The 24,121-nt window shown below is 57.5% G+C and carries 17 protein-coding genes, 4 tRNA genes and 1 pseudogene; 5 read left to right on the forward strand and 17 right to left on the reverse strand.

Features of this window, described 5'->3' with window-relative positions; all coding sequences use genetic code 11:
• Positions 1 to 41: 41 nt before the first annotated feature.
• From asd to leuC, 5 genes are all read right to left on the reverse strand, one after another.
• Positions 42 to 1,154 (reverse strand): aspartate-semialdehyde dehydrogenase, encoded by a 1,113-nt coding sequence (gene asd, locus AC1MEA_RS23700; protein ID WP_219060782.1) that lies wholly within the window; start codon positions 1,152 to 1,154, stop codon positions 42 to 44.
• A 57-nt stretch (positions 1,155 to 1,211) separates the two neighbouring features.
• Positions 1,212 to 2,294 (reverse strand): 3-isopropylmalate dehydrogenase, encoded by a 1,083-nt coding sequence (leuB, locus tag AC1MEA_RS23705; RefSeq protein WP_219060781.1) that lies wholly within the window; start codon positions 2,292 to 2,294, stop codon positions 1,212 to 1,214.
• Between the two features lie 90 nt (positions 2,295 to 2,384).
• On the reverse strand, positions 2,385 to 3,149 hold the full coding sequence (locus tag AC1MEA_RS23710; RefSeq protein WP_480918210.1) for a class I SAM-dependent methyltransferase: 765 nt from the start codon (positions 3,147 to 3,149) through the stop codon (positions 2,385 to 2,387).
• A 123-nt stretch (positions 3,150 to 3,272) separates the two neighbouring features.
• Positions 3,273 to 3,914, reverse strand: a complete 642-nt coding sequence (gene leuD, locus AC1MEA_RS23715; protein ID WP_480417556.1) for a 3-isopropylmalate dehydratase small subunit — start codon at positions 3,912 to 3,914, stop codon at positions 3,273 to 3,275.
• A 10-nt stretch (positions 3,915 to 3,924) separates the two neighbouring features.
• Positions 3,925 to 5,349, reverse strand: a complete 1,425-nt coding sequence (leuC, locus tag AC1MEA_RS23720) for a 3-isopropylmalate dehydratase large subunit (RefSeq protein ID WP_219060862.1) — start codon at positions 5,347 to 5,349, stop codon at positions 3,925 to 3,927.
• Between the two features lie 149 nt (positions 5,350 to 5,498).
• Between leuC and AC1MEA_RS23725 the strand changes: the two genes are divergently transcribed.
• Complete coding sequence (locus AC1MEA_RS23725; RefSeq protein WP_219060779.1) at positions 5,499 to 6,371, forward strand: LysR family transcriptional regulator; 873 nt, start codon at positions 5,499 to 5,501, stop codon at positions 6,369 to 6,371.
• 128 nt (positions 6,372 to 6,499) lie between these two features.
• Positions 6,500 to 9,328 (forward strand): annotated as a pseudogene (locus AC1MEA_RS23730) (sensor domain-containing protein); the annotation flags it as partial.
• A 579-nt stretch (positions 9,329 to 9,907) separates the two neighbouring features.
• Here AC1MEA_RS23730 and AC1MEA_RS23735 read toward each other — a convergent pair.
• The 10 genes from AC1MEA_RS23735 to gltX form a co-directional block, all read right to left on the reverse strand.
• Complete coding sequence (locus tag AC1MEA_RS23735; RefSeq protein WP_480417557.1) at positions 9,908 to 10,354, reverse strand: GNAT family N-acetyltransferase; 447 nt, start codon at positions 10,352 to 10,354, stop codon at positions 9,908 to 9,910.
• A gap of 784 nt (positions 10,355 to 11,138) precedes the next feature.
• Positions 11,139 to 12,098, reverse strand: coding sequence for a tRNA dihydrouridine synthase (locus AC1MEA_RS23740; protein ID WP_480417558.1), 960 nt, complete (start codon positions 12,096 to 12,098; stop codon positions 11,139 to 11,141).
• 75 nt (positions 12,099 to 12,173) lie between these two features.
• Complete coding sequence (locus tag AC1MEA_RS23745) at positions 12,174 to 12,614, reverse strand: acyl-CoA thioesterase (protein WP_219060776.1); 441 nt, start codon at positions 12,612 to 12,614, stop codon at positions 12,174 to 12,176.
• Positions 12,615 to 12,674: 60 nt separating this feature from the next.
• Positions 12,675 to 13,508 (reverse strand): alpha/beta fold hydrolase, encoded by an 834-nt coding sequence (locus AC1MEA_RS23750; protein WP_480417559.1) that lies wholly within the window; start codon positions 13,506 to 13,508, stop codon positions 12,675 to 12,677.
• Positions 13,509 to 13,577: 69 nt separating this feature from the next.
• Positions 13,578 to 14,117 (reverse strand): TetR/AcrR family transcriptional regulator, encoded by a 540-nt coding sequence (locus AC1MEA_RS23755; RefSeq protein WP_219060774.1) that lies wholly within the window; start codon positions 14,115 to 14,117, stop codon positions 13,578 to 13,580.
• 206 nt (positions 14,118 to 14,323) lie between these two features.
• A tRNA-Glu gene (locus tag AC1MEA_RS23760) sits at positions 14,324 to 14,399 on the reverse strand.
• 80 nt (positions 14,400 to 14,479) lie between these two features.
• Positions 14,480 to 14,555, reverse strand: a tRNA-Ala gene (locus tag AC1MEA_RS23765).
• A 52-nt stretch (positions 14,556 to 14,607) separates the two neighbouring features.
• A tRNA-Glu gene (locus tag AC1MEA_RS23770) sits at positions 14,608 to 14,683 on the reverse strand.
• Between the two features lie 80 nt (positions 14,684 to 14,763).
• Positions 14,764 to 14,839: transfer RNA gene (locus AC1MEA_RS23775), tRNA-Ala, on the reverse strand.
• Positions 14,840 to 15,026: 187 nt separating this feature from the next.
• On the reverse strand, positions 15,027 to 16,508 hold the full coding sequence (gene gltX / locus AC1MEA_RS23780; RefSeq protein ID WP_219060773.1) for a glutamate--tRNA ligase: 1,482 nt from the start codon (positions 16,506 to 16,508) through the stop codon (positions 15,027 to 15,029).
• Positions 16,509 to 16,750: 242 nt separating this feature from the next.
• On the opposite strand from gltX, the gene AC1MEA_RS23785 reads away from it, so the two are divergent.
• On the forward strand, positions 16,751 to 17,803 hold the full coding sequence (locus AC1MEA_RS23785) for an HlyD family secretion protein (protein WP_219060772.1): 1,053 nt from the start codon (positions 16,751 to 16,753) through the stop codon (positions 17,801 to 17,803).
• Complete coding sequence (locus tag AC1MEA_RS23790) at positions 17,793 to 19,343, forward strand: MDR family MFS transporter (RefSeq protein ID WP_480417560.1); 1,551 nt, start codon at positions 17,793 to 17,795, stop codon at positions 19,341 to 19,343. Before AC1MEA_RS23785 ends, AC1MEA_RS23790 begins: the two co-directional genes overlap by 11 nt.
• Positions 19,344 to 19,391: 48 nt before the next feature.
• Here AC1MEA_RS23790 and uvrB read toward each other — a convergent pair whose 3' ends face one another.
• Positions 19,392 to 21,407 (reverse strand): excinuclease ABC subunit UvrB, encoded by a 2,016-nt coding sequence (gene uvrB, locus AC1MEA_RS23795; protein WP_219060770.1) that lies wholly within the window; start codon positions 21,405 to 21,407, stop codon positions 19,392 to 19,394.
• A gap of 341 nt (positions 21,408 to 21,748) precedes the next feature.
• On the opposite strand from uvrB, the gene AC1MEA_RS23800 reads away from it, so the two are divergent.
• Positions 21,749 to 22,942, forward strand: a complete 1,194-nt coding sequence (locus AC1MEA_RS23800; RefSeq protein ID WP_219060769.1) for an amino acid aminotransferase — start codon at positions 21,749 to 21,751, stop codon at positions 22,940 to 22,942.
• An 87-nt stretch (positions 22,943 to 23,029) separates the two neighbouring features.
• On the opposite strand, the gene AC1MEA_RS23805 is transcribed toward AC1MEA_RS23800, so the two are convergent.
• The gene (locus AC1MEA_RS23805; protein ID WP_480417561.1) at positions 23,030 to 23,995 is read right to left on the reverse strand and encodes an isopenicillin N synthase family dioxygenase; all 966 of its coding nucleotides are present in this window, start codon (positions 23,993 to 23,995) and stop codon (positions 23,030 to 23,032) included.
• Between the last annotated feature and the right edge of the window lie 126 nt (positions 23,996 to 24,121).

A 24,121-nucleotide genomic window follows, 5' to 3' on the forward strand; every position in this document is an offset into this window, starting at 1 on the left:
TCTCTAAACGAGAAGCGGTTTTTTTTGAAGCGACTAACGCATTAACGTTCCAGCAGAATCCGCAACATGCGACGCAGCGGTTCGGCGGCGCCCCAGAGCAACTGGTCGCCAACAGTGAACGCGCCCAGGTATTGCGAGCCCATGTTCAGCTTGCGCAGACGACCCACCGGGATGCTCATTGTCCCGGTCACCGCCGTTGGGCTCAGCTCTTGAATGCTGGCTTCACGGTGGTTCGGTACCAGCTTCACCCAAGGGTTGTGCTGGCTGATCATGCCTTCGATGTCGGCGATTGGCACATCCTTGTTCAGCTTTATGGTCAGCGCCTGGCTGTGGCAACGCATGGAACCGATGCGCACGCAGATACCATCGACCGGGATCGGGTTCTTGAAACGACCCAGGATCTTGTTGGTCTCGGCCTGGCCTTTCCACTCTTCACGGCTCTGACCGTTCGGCAACTCTTTGTCGATCCACGGAATCAAACTGCCGGCCAATGGCACGCCGAAGTTTTCAGTCGGGAAAGCTTCGCTGCGCATGGCTTCGGCAACCTTGCGGTCGATGTCGAGGATCGCGCTGGCCGGGTTGGCCAGGTCGTCGGCCACGGCAGCGTGAGTAGCGCCCATCTGCTTGATCAGTTCACGCATGTTCTGCGCACCGGCACCGGAGGCCGCCTGATACGTCATGACGTTCATCCACTCCACCAGACCGGCTTCGAACAAACCGCCCAGGCCCATCAGCATCAGGCTGACCGTGCAGTTGCCGCCAATGAAGTTCTTGGTCCCGGCATCGAGCTGCTGGTCGATAACCTTGCGGTTTACCGGGTCCAGCACGATCACCGCGTCATCCTGCATACGCAGGCTGGAAGCGGCATCGATCCAGTAACCCTGCCAGCCGGCTTCGCGCAGTTTCGGGAAGACCTCATTGGTGTAGTCGCCACCCTGACAGGTCAGAACCACGTCGAGGGTTTTGAGTTCTTCGATGCTGTAAGCGTCCTTCAGGGGCGCAATATCCTTGCCCACGGCCGGGCCTTGGCCACCGACGTTGGACGTGGTGAAGAACACCGGCTCGATCAGATCAAAATCCTGCTCTTCCAGCATCCGCTGCATGAGCACGGAACCGACCATACCGCGCCAACCGATCAGACCTACACGTTTCATCGCAACTGCACCTTTAACGAAAAAGTGGGCCGCTCCAATAAGAGCGGGCCCGAGATATTACAGATTGAGCAGCGCGGCGACTACGGCCTCGCCCATTTCCTGCGTACCTACCTTGGCGTTACCGATCGACCAGATGTCGCCGGTACGCAAACCTTGATCCAGTACCAGGCTCACAGCGCGTTCGATCGCCTCAGCAGCAGCCAGCTGATTGAAGCTGTAACGCAACATCATCGCGACCGACAGAATCGTTGCCAGCGGGTTGGCAATGCCCTGCCCTGCGATGTCTGGAGCCGAGCCGTGGCAGGGTTCGTACATGCCCTTACTGTTGGCATCCAGCGACGCCGAAGGCAGCATGCCGATAGAACCGGTGAGCATCGAAGCCTCGTCGGACAGAATATCGCCGAACAGGTTATCGGTGACGATCACATCGAACTGCTTGGGTGCACGCACCAGTTGCATCGCCGCGTTGTCGACGTACATGTGGCTCAGCTCGACGTCCGGATAATCCTTGGCGACCTGTTCGACCACTTCACGCCAGAGCTGGCTGGATTCCATGACGTTGGCTTTGTCCACCGAGCACAGTTTCTTGCCGCGCAGCCGGGCCATGTCAAAGCCCACGCGGGCGATACGGCGGATTTCGCTCTCGCTGTACGGGAGCGTGTTGTAACCCTCGCGCTCGCCATTGTCGAGGGTGCGAATGCCCCGTGGCGTACCGAAGTAGATACCACCGGTCAGCTCACGAACGATCAGGATGTCCAGGCCCGACACCACTTCCGGTTTCAAGGTGGACGCTTCGGCCAATTGCGGATACAAAATGGCTGGCCGCAGGTTGCCGAACAGTTTCAGCTCGGAGCGAATCTTCAGCAGGCCTTTTTCCGGACGAATAGCACGGTCCAGCGTGTCCCATTTCGGGCCACCAACCGCACCGAGCAGCACAGCATCGGCAGCGCGGGCGCGGGCCAGGGTTTCATCGGCCAAAGGCACGCCATGCTTGTCGATGGCCGCGCCACCAATCAAGTCATGGCTGAGCACGAAGCCCAACTGAAACTTGTCATTGGCCAATTCCAGCACCTTGACCGCTTCGGCCATGATTTCCGGACCGATACCATCACCTGGGAGAATCAGAATCTGCTTGCTCATGCTTTCCTCAATCCATTTAAACGGCGCGTGATCGTGCGCCTGCAAAAGAACCATCGCCGCTTTTATAATTGTTTTATAGAAGCAACAAGACTAACGCTCCGCCCACAACACCAGCACATCGGTGCTGAAGGAGCCGTCATCAGTGATTTCAAAATAATCGCGCACTTCTGCGCCCATTGCCTGCTGCAAATCACGAATCGCAACCCGCAACGTCTGCGGCGTACGCATACGCTCGACCCATGAACTGTATTCCAGGTGCAAGCGCTGGCGGCTGTGACTGCGGGTGAATAACCCGGCCTCGCTGACGTGGCGCAACCACTCATCCGCAGAATAGTCGCGTACGTGACTGGTGTCGCGCAGCACTTCAACACTTTGCAGATACGTATCAAACAGCGGGCTGCCCGGCGACATGACGTCAATAAACGCCGCAACGCCGCCCGGTTTCAGCACACGTCGCACTTCACGCAGGGCCAGGCCCAGATCGCTCCAGTGATGCGCCGAGTAACGGCTGAACACAAAATCGAACTCACCGTCCTCGAACGGCAGACGCTCGGCGGCCCCACATACCGTTTGCACGTTGCTCAGCCCACGCTCAACCGCAGCGCTGGCGACCACGTCGAGCATCTGCTGCGACAGGTCGTAAGCCACCACCTCGCCCACCGACGACGCCACATTAAAACTCACATGACCGGCGCCACAGCCCAGATCCAGCACTCGCGCATCGCCACGCCCGGCCACTTCGGCCTGTAGCAACGCGAACTCGGTGCCTTGAGCGTGCACAGCACTGCTCAGATAGGCCGCAGCCTGTTCACCGAATTGACGCTGGACGACTTGGGTGTGCGCGGTGCGGGTCATCATGGAGCTCCATAATCGGTTTCAACTGTCGGGACGCTATCGCGGGCAAGCCCGCTCCTAGAAGGACGGTACACATTCCGCAGGAGCGGGCTTGCCCGCGATCGGCTTGACGCGGTCTGTCAATCAGTCGCGAAACAACCACGGCTGGCTGACGCGATGCATGCTTTCGAAGCGGGCAATCGCCTCGCCATCCATCAGCGTCAGACCAATGTCGTCCAGGCCATTGAGCAGGCAATGCTTGCGGAACGCATCGATCTCGAAGCTCAAGACTTTGCCATCAGGACGGGTCACGGTCTGCGCCACCAGATCAACATTCAATTGATAACCCGGCGTGGCCTCGACCTGTTCGAACAGCTCATCGACCTCCGCATCGCTGAGGATGATCGGCAGCAAACCGTTCTTGAAGCTGTTGTTGAAGAAGATGTCGGCATAGCTCGGCGCGATGATGCTGCGAAAGCCATATTCTTCCAGCGCCCAAGGTGCGTGTTCACGGCTGGAACCGCAGCCGAAGTTCTCGCGAGCCAGTAAAACGCTGGCGCCTTGATAACGCGCGTTATTGAGCACGAAATCCTTGTTCAACGGACGCTTGGAGTTGTCCTGATACGGCTGCCCCACATCCAGATAGCGCCACTCGTCAAACAGATTAGGACCAAAGCCCGTGCGTTTGATCGACTTGAGAAACTGCTTGGGAATGATCTGGTCGGTGTCGACGTTGGCACGATCCAAAGGAGCGACGAGGCCGGTGTGCTGAGTAAATGCTTTCATGCTGGGCTCCTTAGTGTTGGATCAAGTCACGAACATCGACGAATCGACCATTGACCGCCGCCGCTGCCGCCATGGCAGGGCTGACCAGGTGAGTACGGCCACCGGCGCCTTGACGGCCTTCGAAGTTACGGTTGGACGTGGACGCGCAATGCTCGCCGGACTCCAAACGGTCCGGGTTCATCGCCAGGCACATCGAGCAGCCCGGTTCACGCCATTCGAAACCGGCCTCGATGAAAATCTTGTCCAGCCCTTCTTTTTCCGCCTGCGCTTTCACCAGACCCGAGCCCGGCACCACGATAGCCTGCTTGATGGTGGAAGCGACTTTGCGGCCTTTGGCGATCTCCGCCGCGGCACGCAAGTCTTCGATCCGCGAGTTGGTGCAGGAGCCGATAAACACACGATCCAGCTGAATGTCAGTAATCGCCTGATTGGCGTGCAAGCCCATGTACTTCAACGCGCGCTCGATAGAACCACGCTTGACCAGGTCGGTTTCTTTGGCCGGGTCCGGCACGTTTTGATCAACGGCCAACACCATTTCCGGTGAAGTACCCCAACTGACTTGCGGCTTGATCTGCGCGGCATCGAGCTTGATCACGGTATCGAAGGTGGCGTCGGCATCGGACACCAGGTCTTTCCAGGCTTCAACAGCCAAGTCCCACTCCGCACCTTTAGGGGCAAACGGACGACCCTTCACGTAAGCGACCGTTTTTTCATCGGTCGCCACCAGGCCCACGCGAGCGCCGGCTTCGATGGACATGTTGCAGATGGTCATGCGCCCTTCGACGGACAGGTCGCGAATCGCGCTGCCTGCGAACTCGATAGCATGACCATTGCCGCCAGCCGTGCCGATCTTGCCGATAACAGCAAGAACGATGTCTTTGGCCGTGACGCCGAACGGCAATGTGCCTTCGACCGACACCAACATGTTTTTCATTTTCTGGGCGACCAGGCACTGCGTCGCGAGCACATGCTCGACCTCGGACGTACCGATGCCATGGGCCAACGCGCCAAACGCGCCGTGAGTCGAGGTGTGCGAATCGCCGCAGACCACGGTCATGCCCGGCAGAGTAGCGCCTTGCTCCGGGCCAATGACGTGAACGATGCCCTGACGCGGGTCATTCATCTTGAATTCGGTAATGCCATATTCATCGCAGTTGTCGTCAAGGGTCTGCACTTGCAGGCGAGACACTTGATCGACGATGGCCTCGATCCCGCCTTTACGCTCCGGTGTGGTCGGCACGTTATGGTCTGGGGTGGCAATGTTGGCATCGATCCGCCATGGCTTGCGCCCGGCCAGACGCAGGCCTTCGAAGGCTTGCGGCGAGGTCACTTCGTGAATGATGTGACGGTCGATATAAATCAGCGCCGAACCGTCGTCGCGCTGTTTGACCAAATGCGAATCCCAGAGCTTGTCGTAGAGCGTTTTGCCGGCCATCAGACGTTTCCTCATCAGCTTGTTTCTATGCCGGTTATTGATGACGTGGCTCAATAACCCTTTGGCTTGTGAGGCCGATCCTATGGGGTATGATTAAATAACTCAAATTCATATTTTTTATGCTTTGGATAACCAATTGGAATCCTAAAATGGATCTAGCCAATCTCAACGCGTTTATTGCCATTGCCGAGACGGGAGGCTTCTCAGCGGCAGGGGAACGTTTGCATCTGACCCAGCCAGCGATCAGTAAACGAATTGCCGGTCTGGAGCAGCAACTCAAGGTTCGGCTGTTCGACCGACTGGGCCGTGAAGTCAGCCTGACCGAGGCGGGTCGGGCACTGCTGCCCAGGGCCTATCAAATTCTGAGCGTGCTGGACGACACTCGCCGGGCATTGACTAATCTCAGCGGCGAGATCAGCGGACGGCTGACCCTGGCGACCAGCCACCACATCGGCCTGCATCGCCTGCCGCCCTTATTGCGCGAATTCACGCGGCGATACCCCGAGGTCGCGCTGGACATCCAGTTTCTCGACTCGGAAGTGGCCTACGATGAAATCCTCCATGGGCGCGCCGAACTGGCGGTGATCACCCTCGCTCCGCAACCGCATACGCTGGTCAAGGCGGTAGTGGTCTGGGACGACCCCCTGGATTTCGTCGCAGCCCCCGAACATCCTTTGGCCAACAGCGGCGCTGTAAGCCTGATGGATATAGCGCGCTACCCAGCGGTGTTTCCCGGCGAAAATACATTCACCCATCACATCGTCAGCCGCCTGTGCGAAGCTCAAGGCCTGAAACCCAATATTGCCATGAGCACCAACTATATGGAGACCATCAAAATGATGGTATCCATTGGCCTGGCCTGGAGCGTCTTGCCACGCACCATGCTTGATGATCAAGTGGCGCGCATCCCTTTGCCGGGCATTCAGCTTACTCGCCAGCTAGGCTACATCGTGCACACTGAACGGACGCTATCCAATGCCGCACGAGCGTTCATGGCATTACTGGATGCGCAAATAGCGTAGTTTCCGAGCTTAAAAATGCTAAAAAAATCAACGTCTTCGCCCACTTCCTCAAGGCTTGTTGACCGATGCCAAAAACAGCAGACAGCCTCCTAATCCCGGCATTTGACCCGGTCACTGACTCTAGCGAGTCGGAAAAACGCTTTGAGACTTTGTATAACCTCAGTCCCAATGTCGTCCTTCTGACCCGGCTGGAAGACGGCATGATCTGTGAGGCCAATCGACATTTTGAAAGCCTGCTGGGCTGGCCAATCAAAGATATTCTGGGCCGTACCAGCGTGGAAATCGGGCTGTGGGCTGTTCCGGCACAACGTCAACAGATTCACGACATGGTCAAGGGCGAACCCAAACCGATCACCCTTGAGGTGCAATTGCACGCCAGTAATGGCCGGGTTCACGATGGCACGCTGTGCGCACAGAAGATCGTGCTGGACAACTGCGCCTATCTTCTCAGCACTTTTCTGGATAACACCGAACATAAGCGTGCCGAACTGGCCCTCAAAGAAAGTCAGGAGCGTCTGGACCTGGCACTGGATTCGGCGCAATTGGGCACGTGGGACTGGCACATCCCCACTGGCATGTTGTACGGGTCAGCCCGCTCGGCGCAGTTGCATGGCCTGGCGCCGGAGCCTTTTCACGAGTCATTCGATGCCTTTTTCGAGGGTGTGCCCGGCGAAGATCGAGACCATATGCGTCAGGCTTATCGCAGCCTGCGCGAAGGCCCGGCGGGCAATTATCAGATCACCTACCGCATTCAGTTGGAGAACGGCACCTCGCGCTTTCTCGAAAGCCGCGCCCGGCTCTACCGTGACGCAAACGGCGACCCGCTGCGCATGGCCGGTACGTTGCTGGACATCACCGATCAGGTCGAGCGCGAGCAACGCCTGACCAGCTCCGAGGAGAAATTCGCCAGCCTGTTTCAAGCCAGCCCCGACCCGGTGTGCGTCACCCATTTCGAGACGGGTCAATTCATCGAGATCAACCCCAGCTTCACCCAGACATTTGGCTGGAAAGCCGATGAAATCATCGGTTTGAACGTTACAGACATCAGTTTTTGGGCCGACCCGTTAAAACGCCAGCAACGCAACCAGCAAATCATCCGCGACAAGGGCCTGGACAATCTTGAGGTGCTGCTGAAGAACAAGGAAGGCGAACTGCTGACCTGCATCATCTCCAGCCGCTTGATCGTGGTCGACGAACAACCGTGCATCGTTACCACCCTGCGCGACATCACCCAGCAGCAACGTGCCGAAGCGGCGCTCAAGGCCAGCGAAGAGAAGTTTGCCAAAGCGTTCCACTCCAGCCCCGACGCCATTACCATCACCGAGCGCGATTCGGGTCGTTACCTTGAGGTCAACGACGGTTTCTGCCGGTTGACCGGGTACACCTGCGAAGAGGTGATAGGACGCACGGCCTACGAGGTGGGCATCTGGGCTGAGCCGACGCAGCGCAGCCTGATAATCAGTGATTTACAGGAACAAGGCCGCGTCCATCACCGGGAAATGCTGGCACGCAATAAAAATGGAGACATGCTGACGGTTGACGTGTCGGTAGAACCCATCACCCTGAATGAAACGCCGTGCCTGCTAATGACTGCCCGCGACGTCAGCCAACTGAAGAACGCTCAGGCGCAGATCCAGCACCTGGCCTACCACGACCCGCTGACCGACCTGCCCAATCGCGCGTTGCTGATGGATCGCCTAAGCCAGCAGATTGCCCTGCTCAAGCGCCACAACCTGCGTGGCGCGCTATTGTTTCTCGACCTCGACCACTTCAAGCACATCAACGACTCTCTCGGTCACCCGGTCGGCGACAGCGTATTGAAGGTCATCACCGCACGCCTGGAGGCCAGCGTGCGCACGGAAGACACCGTGGCGCGTCTGGGCGGCGATGAATTCGTGGTCCTGATCACCGGACTGGAGGGCACGCGGGCCGAAGTCACCCAGCAGGTGCGCGGCCTGGCTGACACCCTGCGTGAGCTACTGGCAGAGCCGATGTTCCTCGACGGTCAACGTCTGCAGGTGACACCGAGCATTGGCGTGGCCTTGATCCCCGATCACGGCTCAACCCCGGCTGACCTGCTCAAGCGTGCGGACATTGCCCTGTACCGGGCCAAGGATTCCGGGCGCAACACCACACAACTGTTCCACAGCACCATGCAGAAAGCCGCCAGTGAGCGCCTGAGCCTGGAAAACGATTTACGCCTGGCTCTGCCGCGCGGCGAGTTCAGCTTGCACTACCAGCCTCAGGTGGACGCACGAGACAACCGCATCGTCGGTGCCGAAGCATTGCTGCGCTGGCATCATCCGCAATTAGGCGCAATGGCACCGAGTCACTTCATTCAGGTGCTGGAAGAAAGCGGAATGATTCTGGAAGTCGGTAGCTGGATTCTTGATGAAGCGTGCAAGGCCGGCGGGCAGCTATTAAGGGAAGCATTGATCGACGCGGATGATTTCAGCATGTGCGTCAACATCAGCCCCCGGCAGTTTCGCCAGACTGACTTCGTCGAACGCGTCGAACGTAGCCTGCGCGTTCATCGCCTGCCCAGCCGGCTTCTCAAGCTGGAAATCACCGAAGGCATCGTGATCCAGAACCTGGACGACACCATCGCCAAAATGCGCCGTTTGAAGAAAATGGGCGTCAGCTTCGCGATGGATGACTTCGGCACGGGTTACTCGTCGCTGACCTATCTCAAGCGCTTGCCGGTGGACGCGCTCAAGATCGATCAATCGTTCGTACGCGACGCAACCACTGACCCCAACGACGCCGAAATCATCCGCGCCATCGTGGCCATGGCCCAAAGCCTGAACCTGGCAGTGATCGCCGAAGGCGTGGAAAAACCGGAACAACTGAGGTTTCTAGAGCAACTGGGCTGCCATCTGTATCAAGGCTACCTGTTCAGCGAGGCGCTGCCGCTGGAGGCCTTTATAAAGATGCTGAGTCAGGAAGCGGAGATGTGATCTGTGCAGACTGTGTGAAAACTCTTTTGATCTGCCCGGGCGCTAAAAAATGGAGTGAATTTCGCGCTGCTACGTGAAATCCGGGTCGTCAAATTAGCCGCAGTTTTAAAAATTTGGCGCAGAAGCGCGTACTTTAAAACGCAGCCGGGCCAGCAAGACATGCTCATCTTCAACGCACTGGGCATATCATAATGTGCACTGCCATTATTTATCTGATTGAGCAACCACAGTCGTTGCTAGGCAAACGAGAGCGGACTGGATGATAACGCTTCGTGCTTGGTCATACGCAACGACGGCTGCAATATTTCCGTCCGCCGCAACTTCAGAAGAACGATAGTTTCTTTTTTCAACTATACACTTCTTAGTATCTTCGCTTAACGCCCCTTTCAGCACCGTATAAACTAGACTGTCATCGTCAAAGAAAGGCGAACCCCCTTCTTGGCCACCAACGATATAACCTCATCAATCATCTCAAAACCACGCACATATAGAAAGCTATTTATTTCAAGTGTCAGCAGTCCAGTGCCTAGCCACCTTCGGCATCCTATAGGGCCAGTCTGTACGCACCAGAGCTCACCTTTAGGGCATCAACACCCAGTCCATTGTCTGCACCTTAATGTGTGGATGGCTCGACAACTCTAGAAATTCATTAATAAAAACAAAACCCTGTTTCCTATAGAACCGGGACGCTCTTATATTATCAGGAGATACGCTTAGAATTACACGCCCATACCCCGTATCGATTGCACGAGCCTTGACTGTATTGACTAAATGCTCCGCAACGCCCGAACCTCGAAGTTCCGGCTTTAGCCACATCCCGATCAAATTAAAGCGACCAGCTTGATCAATACCAGCACCTATCATTCCAACCGGCTTATCCCGATCAAGGGCTACCCAAAAATGCGGCTGACTTTCCAATGACGCGAGCTCCTTCCATCGCTCATCGGTGTAAGTGATGGCGGTCTGGTAACTGACACCGAATGCCGTCGGCGCGTCAAGAAGCGCTTCGAGTCGGACGGTTTTCAAGCTAACCCAGTCCTGTACATTAGTTTCACGGACTATCATAGTTTCCAGTGCCTCATGAATCTGCTAAGCGACATGCCTATAACCCTGCAGCCAGTACGGATACGGAGGACTTTAAGTACACAACCATACCTTCCGCTAGCGACTCGTAGGCTTTAATATTTATTTTTCAGCGAGCTAATGTATAGAACGAAAACAGCGTGATCTCAGGCCTCTTACATATGGCAAGCGGCTAGAATTTTGCCATGCAACTGCGAGTCAAAACTCTTCGCCAATCACCTAGGCTAGCCCCCCCTTAAACGAAGCCCAAGATCACTCATAACACTCCCTGTTTTGTTTGAATCAGAAAGAGGCATCGCACGACCTCTAAGACTTGCCAAGCACGGGCGCAGAATCTCTTCACATTGAAAACGTCTTGTTATTTTTTGAAATTTATCTCTGCACTTATATGCTGCATCTCCGTTTATTTTTATTCAGAACTGCTTCCGAACAACTCAAATTTAGATAAAGTCGTTTGAGCTCGTCAACACCTAATGCGAGGTTTTATTTTACAACGAACACCTAAACAGATTAAAAATCCGCCTCAGTCGTAGGACTGTTCTTACTTCAAATTGTAGGACGCAATTAATAAATCCGCTCTAGCTGGCGTTTTTATTTGTAGGACCTGCCGCAAGCCAAAAATACAACTTCTTTAAATTATTTGTAACAAATAAATTGTTATTTTTGGTGCTGTCAAGTTTCGATGCTCACCCCCGGCATGGGCAAGCGCTCCTACACGAGATCGTACTTAGGCAACCTCGCGCTGCCCTACGCCGAGCAACCGCCCGATGCGCTCGCAATCGGTCTCACGCCGCAGGGTGTTAAACAGTGTTGTCGCCTCGGGATAGCTTTTGGTCAGCAGTGCCAGCCATTGCTTCAAACGGCCGGGTGCCTGAATCGGGGTCATTTTGTTCAACGCCTGCTGCCAGAAGTCTTGCAGGAAGGGCTGCAGTTGCGTCCAGGTCATCTCGACCACGTCTTCGCCCGCCTCGGCAGCCGCAATTTGCCGGGCCAGATCAGGGCGCGCGACCAACCCGCGACCGATCATGATGTCTCGGGCGCCACATATTTCCCGGCAGCGTCGCCAGTCGTCAACGGTCCAGATTTCGCCGTTGGCCACGACCGGGACCTTGACCACTTCCTGGATACGTGCGATCCATTCCCAGTGCGCTGGCGGCTTGTAGCCATCAACCTTGGTCCGGGCATGGACCACGATCTGCCCTGCGCCACCGTCGGCCAGTGCACGGGCGCAATCGAGAGCACCCTCCGGGCTTTCATAACCCAGACGCATTTTCGCCGTCACCTGGATATGTGCAGGCACAGCGCGCCGCACATGGTTGACGATGCTGTGCAGCAACTCCGGCTCTTTGAGCAGGATCGCACCGCCACGGGAACGATTGACGGTCTTGGCCGGGCAACCGAAGTTCAGGTCCAGCACGGGGGCGCCCAGTTCACAGGCATAAGCTGCGTTTTCGGCCAGGCACACCGGATCGGAACCCAGCAATTGCAGGCGCAAAGGCACGCCTGCGGCGGTCTTCGCCCCCTGGTGCAACTCCGAGGCGTATTTGTAGAAGTAGTGGGCCGGCATCAGGCGCTCGGACACACGAATGAATTCGGTCACGCACCAATCGATGCCGCCAACCTGAGTCAGCACATCGCGCAGGATGTCGTCGACCAACCCCTCCATGGGCGCCAAGGCAATTTGCATGGGTCACACTCGAAAAAAAGTCCGGCAGTTTACGGGGCGTCCGCCGGATTGGAAACGCTTATGCGCCGTTTGGTTTCAGGCTTGCGGGTTGACCAACGCCGGACCATAGCCTTCGATGAACTCGGCGGGCATACGTTTGGGTTTGCCGCTGGACAGCTCGATGCAGACGAAGGTGGTTTGCGCGCGCAGCAATGTCAGACCGTCACTGGGCCGCTTCAGCTGAAAACGGCGGGTCATCTTCAGGCGTTGATCCCAATCGACGATCCAGGTTGCCAATTGCAGCTCGTCGTCTTCGTAGGCGCTGGCCAGGTAATCGATTTCATGCCGGACCACGGCCATGGCCCGATCGATTCGACGGTATTCGCTCAAATCCAGGCCAAGCCGTTGTGAATGTCGCCACGCGCAACGCTCCAGCCAGGTCACGTACACCGCATTATTGGCATGCCCCAGCCCATCGATGTCTTCTGCCGCCACACTCAGGTCAATGACGAATGGCGTTGCCAGATCCCAGCTCATGCTCGCTCCTTGATGCGTGCCCCAACGTGGAGAGCAACTCGCGAGCAGTGTAACGGAAGCTCAGGCAGATTGGCGCTGCGGGTGTGCGCTGCCGGCCAGCAACGCCAGCACGCCCTCGATCACCTTTGGATCGGCTAGCACCCGCTGGTGTCCGCCCTGTTTGAGGCGCAACAAGCGGCTGTCAAACCAGGCATCGTGGATCCGTTGCGCTTCGTCCACCGGCACCATGAGGTCATCCTCTGCATGCACGATCAAGCCTGGCACATTCAACTCATAGCGGCTGACATCCAGCGCAGACGCCGCCATGCCCACCTCGCGTTCGAACTGCCGGATGAACGAAGAGCGCGCCACAGGCGGCAATCCAACCCGATGCGCAAAACCACGCAGCACGGCCAATACACGGCTTGGCGCGGCAATGCTCACCAGGGTTTCGCTGCGCAGGCCCATCTGGGTCGCCAGTAGCACGCTGGCGCCGCCCATGGAATGGCCAATCACGGCTTTGAGCGGAGGAAGCTCTGCGGAGGCTTCCAGCAGCGCCCTGGCAAACAACACCACATGAGCCTCACGACCCGGGGACTGCCCATGGCCCGGACCGTCAAGCGCCACAACGGTATAACCCGCAGTGACCAAGGCCTCTATCAGGCTGGCGAATTGAGTTGGGCGCCCTTCCCAGCCATGCATGAGCAACACCGTAGGTCCCGCCCCCCAACGCAAGGCGGAAAGACCGAAGCGCAAGGTCACGCGCTCGGCACGGGCCAGGACTGGCAATTCCCAGTCAGACGGCAATCGATGCTGCGGGGTAGTGAACGCCAGATGCATTTTTGCTGCCACCAGCCTGGGTGCCAGCCGACCCAAGGTGCCATTGACTCCGCGAACCCAGCCTAAACTGCTCATCGCTTCTCTCCTGCAAACTCACTGCGTTGCGTTGTGTGTTTTAAATCCTGGCACTGCAAACAGCGTTCATCACAGTACCGCCGACTTTGCGGCCCGGAGTACCCGATCAGATAGTTCGCACGGGCCTAAAGCGCGCGCCAGGGCCAGACCACCGGTCATCAATGCCACGTCCGCCAGGACCTTGTCGGCGTCTTCAGGGCTGTCCGCCAATTGCGCCACCATCAATTCCACATGCTCGGCCAACACCGCACGAAAACCGTCAGGCAGACGCGACAACTCACCCACGGTCGACGGCAACGGACAGGCATGCTCAGTAGCGTCCCGATGCTTACGCGACAAATAGAAGGCGGCGACCAGCGCTCGGCGCTCATCGCCAGCCAAGTGCTCGTCAATTTGCGCCATCAGCGCCCTGCGCTGGCTGAGCAATTGACTGAAGGCCTCCAGCATCAAGGCGTCCTTGCTTTCAAAGTGCGCGTAGAAACCACCCACCGTCAGGCCTGCGGCGCCCATTACGTCGCTGACACTCGGCTCAACCGGTCCCTGCTGGATCAGCGCAGAGCTGGCGGCCTGAAGAATACGCTCGCGGGTTTGCGCCTTTTTATCGTTCATGCTCGCCTCCAAATATTATGGAAATAATATTATTCTCATAATAATTATTGGCAAGCAGATTGTCATGCCGCCGGTCGGCAGGATGAATGCGCTACAGCGCAGGAAGGGATTGATGGAACATACGGCAGGAGGGATAAAACGCAGCACAAAAACAAAAGGGCCATTCAATAATTGAATGACCCCTGGTCCCGTAGAACGGGTAATCGTGGCGTCCCCTAGGGGACTCGAACCCCTGTTACCGCCGTGAAAGGGCGGTGTCCTAGGCCACTAGACGAAGGGGACGCAAAACCTTCTATACAACGTGATCAGACTGAGTCTGATCGATTCAAGGCCTGCGTGGCCAAGCCTTGAACTGTACAATTTGGTGGAGCTAAACGGGATCGAACCGTTGACCTCTTGCATGCCATGCAAGCGCTCTCCCAGCTGAGCTATAGCCCCGGATTTTTCGCCTCGCGGCGGAGCAATACCTCGCGGCACTGCTTCTTGATACTGGCGTCCCCTAGGGGACTCGAACCCCTGTTACCGCCGTGAAAGGGCGGTGTCCTAGGCCACTAGACGAAGGGGACGCAAAACCTTCTATACAACGTGATCAGACTAAGTCTGATCGATTCAAGGCCTGCGTGGCCAAGCCTTGAACTGTACAATTTGGTGGAGCTAAACGGGATCGAACCGTTGACCTCTTGCATGCCATGCAAGCGCTCTCCCAGCTGAGCTATAGCCCCACGTTGTGGACGGGGCGCATATTAAGCGCGACCTCGGAACCTGTCAAATATATTTTCAACAAATTCCAATATTTTTCGTCGGCATAACAATCACTTACCGCCCAACCCCCGTAAATCCGGGGGCGCAACGGCCACTGTGCGCCCTACTCCAGGCAGACACAATGACCAACAACGCCTGGCAAGCGTGTCAGGCAATGGCGCCCAACAGCTTTTCCCATTCCTTGTTTTCTTTCTTCGATACGCCGCCAAGCAAGTCGATAGCCTGACGCAGACGGAAGCGTGTCAGGTCCGGACCGAGAATTTCCATCGCATCGAGGACCGAGACCGAACTGGCCTGACCCGTGATTGCAGCGAACATCAGCGGCATGGCGTCGCGCAGTTTGAGCTCCAGGTGCTCGACCACGGCCTGAATGCAGCCTGTAATCGGATCTTTTTCCCACTGGCGCAGAGTTTCCAGCTTCCACAGAATCAACTGCATCAACTGCCGAACCTGATCGGGCGACAGCTTTTTGTGCTCGAACAGTTTGGCATCCAGTTGCAAGCCACCGGCGAAGAAGAAACCGGCCAACGGCGCGACCTGACTAAAGGTTTCTACGCGTCCCTGGACGTGAGGGGCGATTTTCATCATGTACTCGGGATTCAGCGCCCAATTCTGCACACGACGGGCAAACTCTTCGACCGGCAACTCGCGCAGCCATTGGCCGTTGAGCCACGACAGCTTCTCGATATCGAAAATCGGCCCGCCCAACGAAACGCGCGACAGGTCGAAATGCTCGACCATTTCTTCCAGCGAGAACTTCTCGCGCTCGTCCGGCATCGACCAGCCCATGCGACCCAGGTAGTTGAGCATGGCTTCAGGCATGAAACCCATACGCTCGTAGAACGTCACCGAAGTCGGGTTCTTGCGCTTGGACAGCTTGCTCTTGTCCGGATTACGCAGCAGCGGCATGTAGCACAGCTCCGGCTGATCCCAACCGAAATACTCGTACAGCAGGATCAGTTTAGGTGCAGACGGCAGCCACTCTTCACCGCGCAGAACATGGGTGATACCCATCAGATGGTCGTCGACGACGTTGGCCAGAAAGTAGGTCGGCAGCCCATCGGTCTTCATCAACACTTGCATGTCCATGCGATCCCACGGGATCTCGACGTCGCCACGCAGCATGTCCGGCACCACGCAAACGCCTTCGCTTGGCACTTTCATGCGGATCACATGAGGCTCGCCAGCGTCCAGACGACGCTGAACCTCTTCCTTCGACAGCAACAATGCACGGCCGTCGTATCGCGGGGTTTCGCCCCGGGCCATCTGCTCGGCACGCATCTGATCGAGCTCTTCCGCGGTGCAGAAGCACGGGAACGCGTAGCCCATCTCGACCAGTTGCTTGGAATACTTCTGGTAAATGTCGCCCCGCTCACTCTGCCGATAAGGGCCGTGAGGACCACCGACATCCGGGCCTTCGCTCCACTCGATTCCCAACCAGCGCAACGCATCGAAAATCTGCTGTTCAGACTCACGTGTCGAGCGCACTTGGTCAGTGTCTTCGATGCGCAGGATGAACTCGCCACCGTGTTGCTTGGCAAAGCAATAATTGAACAATGCGATGTAGGCAGTGCCAACGTGGGGGTCGCCAGTGGGCGATGGCGCGATGCGGGTGCGGACGGTGGTCATGAAAGATCTCGAATAGGTCGAACAAGCGTCGAATCTTAACAGGCGCACCCCCCATGGCTCCAGCGCAGGGGCGCAATCAACGTACGGCCGAGCGCCTGCATGCCCCATAGAAGGTATATACAAGGCATAACGGACTAAATGAATACCCAAACATCACCCTCAGTCATTATTCAGGCATGTGGCTATGTGCCAGAATTAAACACTGATAAGTTTGCTTACATTTCAACTAATTCAGAACGCCCATGCCCGCCCAACTTAAACGCCGTTTGTACGTCTTCTTCACGATTGCCCTACTGATCGCCCTCGCCTTTTTTGCCCAGTGGTACTTCAAGGGCCGCTTCTATGAAACCACCGACAACGCCTATGTACAGGGCGAAATCACCCGAATTTCCAGCCAGTTGGCCGCGCGCGTCGATGAAGTCCTGGTCCAGGACAACCAGCACGTCGAAAAAGGCCAACTGCTGGTGAAGCTGGACGCCGCTGACTTCCACCTGGCCGTTGACCGGGCGAAGGCCATGCTCGATACCCGTGAAGCGGAGCGGATTCAGGCAAACAGCAAGTTGACCCAGCAAGCCAGCATGATTGCGTCCGCCGAAGCCCAAGTGGCAGCCAGTCAAGCAACCTTTGGCCGCACACAAATCGATTTGAATCGCGCAGAGACTTTGCGCAAACCCGGCTACATTTCCGAAGAGCGCGTCACCACCCTGTCTGCCGACAGTCATATCGCACGCTCGCAGGTCACCAAGGCCCAGGCCGAGGTACAAGGCCAGCGGCAACAGGTCGTCGCCCTCTCGGCGGAAATCAAACGCCTCGACGCACAGATCGCCAACGCCCGCACCGACCTTGCTCAAGCTGAACTCAATCTGCGACGCAGCGAGATTCGCGCGCCACTCAGCGGAATGATCGGCCAACGCGGGGCGCGCAATGGCCAGTATGTACAGGTCGGTGCGTACCTGCTGTCGATCGTGCCGGATGAAGACATCTGGATTCAGGCCAACTTCAAGGAAACCCAGATCGGCCATATGGCGCCTGGGCAAGCGGCCGAACTGATTTTCGACGCCTATTCCGATACCCCGATCAATGCCAGGGTCGAAAGCCTGTTCGCCGCCTCTGGTGCGCAATTCAGCCTGCTGCCGCCGGACAACGCCACCGGCAACTTCACCAAGGTGGTACAGCGTATTCCAGTGAAGCTGACGTTTGCCGCCGATAACCCGTTGCACGGCAAAATCCGTCCCGGCATGTCGGTGACGGTCAAGGTCAACATCAAGGCAAACGGCGCTGACAGTGGCCGGTGATCAACTGATCCGCCCCGCTGGCGAGCCAAGCCGACGGGACTGGATCGCGGTCATGAGCGTGATGCTGGGCGCCTTTATGGCGGTGCTGGACATCCAGATCACCAACTCTTCGCTCAAGGACATTCAGGGCGCGCTGTCGGCAACCCTCGAAGAAGGCTCGTGGATTTCCACCTCGTACCTGGTGGCGGAAATCATCATGATTCCGCTCACCGCCTGGCTGGTGCAGTTGCTCTCGGCGCGACGCCTGGCGGTCTGGGTTTCGGGCGGGTTTCTGCTGTCCTCCATGCTCTGTTCCATGGCCTGGAGTCTGGACAGCATGATCGTGTTCCGCGCCTTGCAGGGCTTCACCGGTGGCGCGCTGATCCCGCTGGCGTTCACCATGACCCTGATCAAACTGCCCGAACATCATCGCGCCAAAGGGATGGCCCTGTTTGCGATGACAGCGACATTCGCGCCCTCGATCGGCCCGACGCTGGGCGGCTGGCTGACAGAGAACTATGGCTGGCAGTACATTTTCTACATCAACATACCGCCCGGCCTGCTGATGATCGCCGGCTTGCTCTACGGCCTCGAAAAGAAAGCTTCGCACTGGGAACTGCTGAAAAGCACCGACTACGCGGGCATCGTCACCCTGGGGGTCGGCCTGGGCTGCCTGCAGGTGTTTCTGGAGGAAGGTCACCGCAAGGACTGGCTCGAATCCCACCTGATTGTCAGCCTGGGCAGCATCGCCCTAGTCAGCCTGATCACTTTTGTGATTCTGCAACTTTCCAAACCAGAGCCACTGATCAACCTGCGTATTTTAGGCGAGCGCAATTTTGGCCTGTCGAGTATCTCCAGCGTGGGGATGGGTGTGGGTTTGTACGGCTCGATTTATCTGTTGCCGCTGTACCTCGCGCAAATTCAAGGCTACAACGCGCAGCAGATCGGCGAAGTGATCATGTGGATGGGCGTTCCACAGTTGTTTTTGATCCCGCTGGTGCCGCAACTGATGAAAGTGATACCGCCGAAGCTACTGTGCGCCATCGGTTTCGGGCTGTTCGGGTTTGCCAGCTTCGCGTCTGGAGCGCTCAACCTGGACTTCGCCGGGCCGCAACTCAATCAGATCCAGATCGTGCGCGCCCTCGGCCAACCGATGATCATGGTTACCATCTCGTTGATCGCCACCGTCTATATCCAGCCGAAAGACGCGGGCTCAGCGTCGAGCCTGTTCAACATCCTGCGAAACCTGGGAGGCGCCGTTGGCATCGCCCTGCTCTCCACCCTGCTTGATGCCAGGACCAAGACCTATTTCGACTATTTGCGCGAAGCCATTGTCCCGAGCAACCCGCAGGTCGCTGAGCGCATGGCCTTGCTCACCGACAAGCTGGGCAACGAACAAGCCGCTCTGGGCAGACTCAGTGAGATCACGCACCAGCAGGCATCCATCATGGCCTACAACGACGCCTTCCATTTCGTCGGTATCGCACTAGGGATCAGCATGATCGCCGTGTTGCTGACCAAAGCGCTCCCTGTTGGGGTCAAGGGTGGGGCTGCGCATTAACGAGTGCCAGTGCCTGCACTGGCACTTTCGCGAATGAATTGCTCAACATCAAACCGTCAATAACCGCTCACGCAGCTTGCCGATCTCGTCACGCATCTGTGCCGCAGCCTCGAACTCGAGGTCGCGGGCCAGTTGGTACATCTTCTCTTCCAATTGACGAATACGCTTGCCGATCTCGCCCGGCGAGCGCAACTCGGCTTCGTACTTGGCGTTCTCTTCGGCGGCCTTGGCCATGCCTTTGCGCTTCTTGCTGCGCGAACCTGGCACGACGGCGCCTTCCATGATGTCAGCAACGTCCTTGAACACGCCTTTAGGGGTGATGCCGTGCTCCAGGTTGTAAGCAATCTGCTTGTCCCGACGACGGTCGGTTTCGCCAATCGCCCGCTCCATCGAGCCGGTAATGCGGTCGGCGTACAAAATCGCCCGGCCGTTGAGGTTACGCGCAGCACGGCCAATGGTCTGAATCAGCGAACGCTCTGAACGCAGGAAGCCTTCTTTGTCAGCGTCGAGAATCGCCACCAGCGAGACTTCAGGCATGTCCAGGCCTTCGCGCAGCAGGTTGATGCCCACTAGCACATCGAACGTACCCAAGCGCAGGTCGCGGATGATTTCGACTCGCTCCACGGTTTCGATATCCGAGTGCAGGTAACGCACCCGAACGCCATGATCGGCCAGGTAATCGGTCAGGTCTTCGGACATGCGCTTGGTCAAGGTAGTGACCAACACCCGCTCACCCACGGCCACACGCTTGCCGATCTCTGACAGCAGGTCATCAACTTGAGTCAGCGCCGGACGAATCTCGATCTGCGGGTCGACCAGACCGGTAGGTCGTACCAACTGCTCAATCACCCGACCGGCATGCTCAGCCTCATAGTTGCCGGGGGTGGCCGAGACAAAAATCGTCTGCGGGCTGACGCGTTCCCACTCATCGAAGCGCATCGGCCGGTTATCCAGAGCCGACGGCAGACGGAAGCCGTACTCGACCAGGGTTTCCTTACGTGAGCGGTCGCCCTTATACATCGCACCCACCTGCGGCACGCTGACGTGGGACTCGTCGATCACCAGCAATGCATCGGCCGGCAAGTAGTCATACAACGTCGGCGGCGGCGCACCGGAAGGTCGTCCAGACAGGTAGCGCGAGTAGTTTTCGATGCCGTTGCAGTAGCCAAGTTCCAGAATCATTTCCAGATCGAAACGGGTGCGCTGCTCCAGCCGTTGCGCTTCCACCAGCTTGTTATTGCTGCGCAGGTACTCCAGCCGTTCCTGAAGCTCGACCTTGATGCCTTCCATCGCATCCAGCAGCGTTTCGCGCGGCGTCACGTAATGACTCTTCGGATAGAACGTGAAGCGCGGCAGTTTGCGAATCACTGCGCCCGTCAGCGGGTCAAAGGCAGAAATGTTCTCGACCTCATCGTCGAACAACTCGATGCGGATCGCTTCAAAGTCCGACTCAGCCGGGTGGATGTCGATCACGTCTCCGCGCACGCGAAATGTCGCACGAGCAAAGTCCACGTCGTTGCGGGTGTATTGCAAATCAGCCAGACGCCGAAGCAGCTCGCGTTGATCGAGTCTGTCACCGCGATCGACGTGCAGCACCATCTTCAAATACGTCTCGGGACTGCCCAAGCCGTAGATGCACGACACCGTGGTGACGATGATCGCGTCCTTGCGCTCCAGCAACGCCTTGGTCGCCGACAACCGCATCTGTTCGATATGGTCGTTGATCGAAGCATCCTTCTCGATGAACGTATCCGACGACGGCACGTACGCTTCTGGCTGGTAGTAATCGTAGTAAGAGACGAAATACTCGACTGCGTTGTTCGGAAAGAACGCCTTGAACTCACCGTACAACTGCGCCGCCAGGGTTTTGTTCGGCGCCAGCACCAGGGTCGGACGCTGCACTTGCGCGATCACGTTGGCGATGCTGAAGGTCTTGCCCGAACCGGTTACGCCGAGCAATGTCTGGTGCGCCAGCCCGGCCTCGATCCCTTCGACCATCAAGCGAATAGCTTCCGGCTGATCACCGGCTGGCTGGAAACGGGTTACGAGCTCAAACTCAGACATACGTTACCTCTGGGTTCATTCCGGCCTGCAAAACAGCGCTGAAACGAGAAAACCGCGAACGACCGATGCCGTCGGGAAAAGACGTGAAGACACTACAAATGGAGTCAAAGATGTCACCTTTCAAGCACCCCATCCTACAAGCCCGAAACAATTGCCGTTGCAATTTGACTGACGGTCGAAAAATAAATGTGGAAAACCCTAAAAAACCCTGAAAAACGCGCTCCAACCTGTCGCAGCGCTGAACGATGCTCTCTATACTAGGTCCCCGTTTGCGCACCGCTCTAGTGCACTCGGCCGGAGCGTTGTCCCCCTTCAATCCTCCATTCAGAGCTGCCGTAAAAATGAGCCTGTTCTCCGCTGTCGAAATGGCACCACGCGATCCAATCCTGGGCCTCAACGAAGCATTCAACGCCGATACCCGTACCTTTAAGGTCAACCTGGGGGTCGGGGTGTACTGCAACGAAGAGGGGCGAATTCCACTCCTGCGTGCCGTCGCCGAAGCCGAGAGCATTCGCGTGGCTCAACACGTCGCACGCGGTTACTTGCCGATCGATGGCATTGCCGCTTACGACCTGGCCGTGCAAAAACTGCTGTTCGGTGCTGAGTCGCCGCTGCTGGATTCCGGGCGTGCCCTGACCGTCCAGGCTGTAGGCGGTACCGGTGCATTGAAAATCGGCGCCGACTTCCTCAAGCAGCTCAAACCCGACGCGGTCGTGGCCATCAGCGATCCAAGCTGGGAAAACCACCGTGCGCTGTTCGAGACCGCTGGTTTCCCGGTTCAGAACTACCGTTATTATGATGCGACCAGCCATGACGTGAACCGTTCAGGCATGCTCGAAGATTTGCAGAACCTGCCGTCAGGTTCGATCGTGGTCCTGCACGCCTGCTGCCATAACCCGACGGGTGTCGACCTGAGCCCTGAGGACTGGAAAAATGTCCTCGACGTGCTCAAAGCCAAGGGCCACGTGCCGTTTCTGGACATGGCGTACCAAGGCTTCGGCGACGGCATCGAAGAAGACGCCGCCGCAGTGCGTCTGTTTGCCGAGTCGGGCCTGACCTTTTTCGCCTCCAGCTCGTTCTCCAAATCGTTCTCGCTGTATGGCGAACGCGTTGGCGCGTTGTCGATCGTCACTGAATCGAAAGACGAAACCGCACGGGTTCTGTCTCAGGTCAAACGCGTGATCCGCACCAACTACTCCAACCCGCCGACCCACGGCGCAACCATCGTCGCTGCGGTGCTTAACAACCCTGAGCTGCGCGAGATGTGGGAGCAGGAACTGGGCGAAATGCGTCTGCGGATTCGCGGCATGCGTCAGGCCATGGTCGAGAAACTGGCAGCCCAGACCGACCACGACTTCAGCTTCGTCGGTCGTCAACGCGGCATGTTCTCCTACTCCGGGCTGACCACCGAACAGGTTCATCGCCTGCGTAACGAATTCGGCATCTACGCCCTCGACACGGGCCGGATCTGCGTTGCCGCACTGAACCAGAGCAACATCGACGTCGTGACCAAGGCGATTGTTCAGGTGATCTGACGGTCGTTGGCGGTACGCAAAGGGGAGTCAGCGTGAGCTGACTCCCCTTTTTATTTAAGCCAGCCCCCCCCGTCAAAGGCACGCGATTTACTGCGCTTTTTTGCGATACGCCATCGAATCATCAATCCGCTTGAGGATGTAATCCCCCGCTGCCACGGGTGGGTACAGGCTCGATGCCGAATCGATACCCAGATCACAGGGATCGACCACCGCGCTGTAGGTCGGGTCGTAAAAGGTCGCGATGGAATAGCGTTCATGACCTGATTTATTGATCACTCGATGCAAGGTCGAGCGGAACCGGTTATTGGACCAATGCGCCAGCAGGTCGCCGACGTTCACCACCAGACTGCCGGGGATTGGCGTGGCATCGATCCAGCGGTTAGAGCCCAACTCACGCACCTGCAAGCCCCCGCTGTTGTCCTGATACAGCAACGTAATGCAGCCGTAATCCGTGTGCGGTGCAACCCCGAACTGATCGGCTTCGGCCATCGGCGGATGGGGTGGGTAATACACCATCTGCGTCCGTTGCAGCGGCGTGTGGTATTTGCCGCTGAAGAAGTCCTGCTCGATGCCCAGCCCTGTCGCCACCGCCTTCAACAGATCGGCCCCGGCCTTGCCGATTTCGACGTAATACTCAGCCAGCACAGTGCGCAGCTCCGGCATAAATGCCGGCCATTGATTCGGTCCGCGCAACGCTTGTCCAGCCACCACACACGGATCGTCTTCGGGCAGCTCCAGCCCGATGCTGAAGAACTCCTTGAAATCCGGCTTGGTCGCCTCATACATGGTAGCCCCGCCCAACGCATGCCAGCCACGGTGCCGCTTATTCACCGCCACCTGACGCTTGGTCTCGGCCGGGTAGGCAAAGAACTGCGCTGCCGCCGCCATCGCCCGGTCAATCACGTCCTGCGGCACACCGTGATTGATGATGTAGAAAAAGCCGATTTCGCTGCAGGCCACGCGAATGGCATCACCGGCCCGGCGAATACTCGCTTGGTCACCTTCGCGAACACCGGACATATCGATCAAGGGCAGATTAGCGCTAGAGGTCATGCTCGCTCCTGTTTATAGGGGTTATACCGAGCTGGAATGGAGGGATCAATCGCACAGCGGAACGCGCGGTATATACAGGTGTAAGCATTTACTGTGCCGCCGACATTGTCCTTTTCGGCAAACCCT

It is taken from the genome of Pseudomonas sp. ASL8, assembly GCF_056680355.1.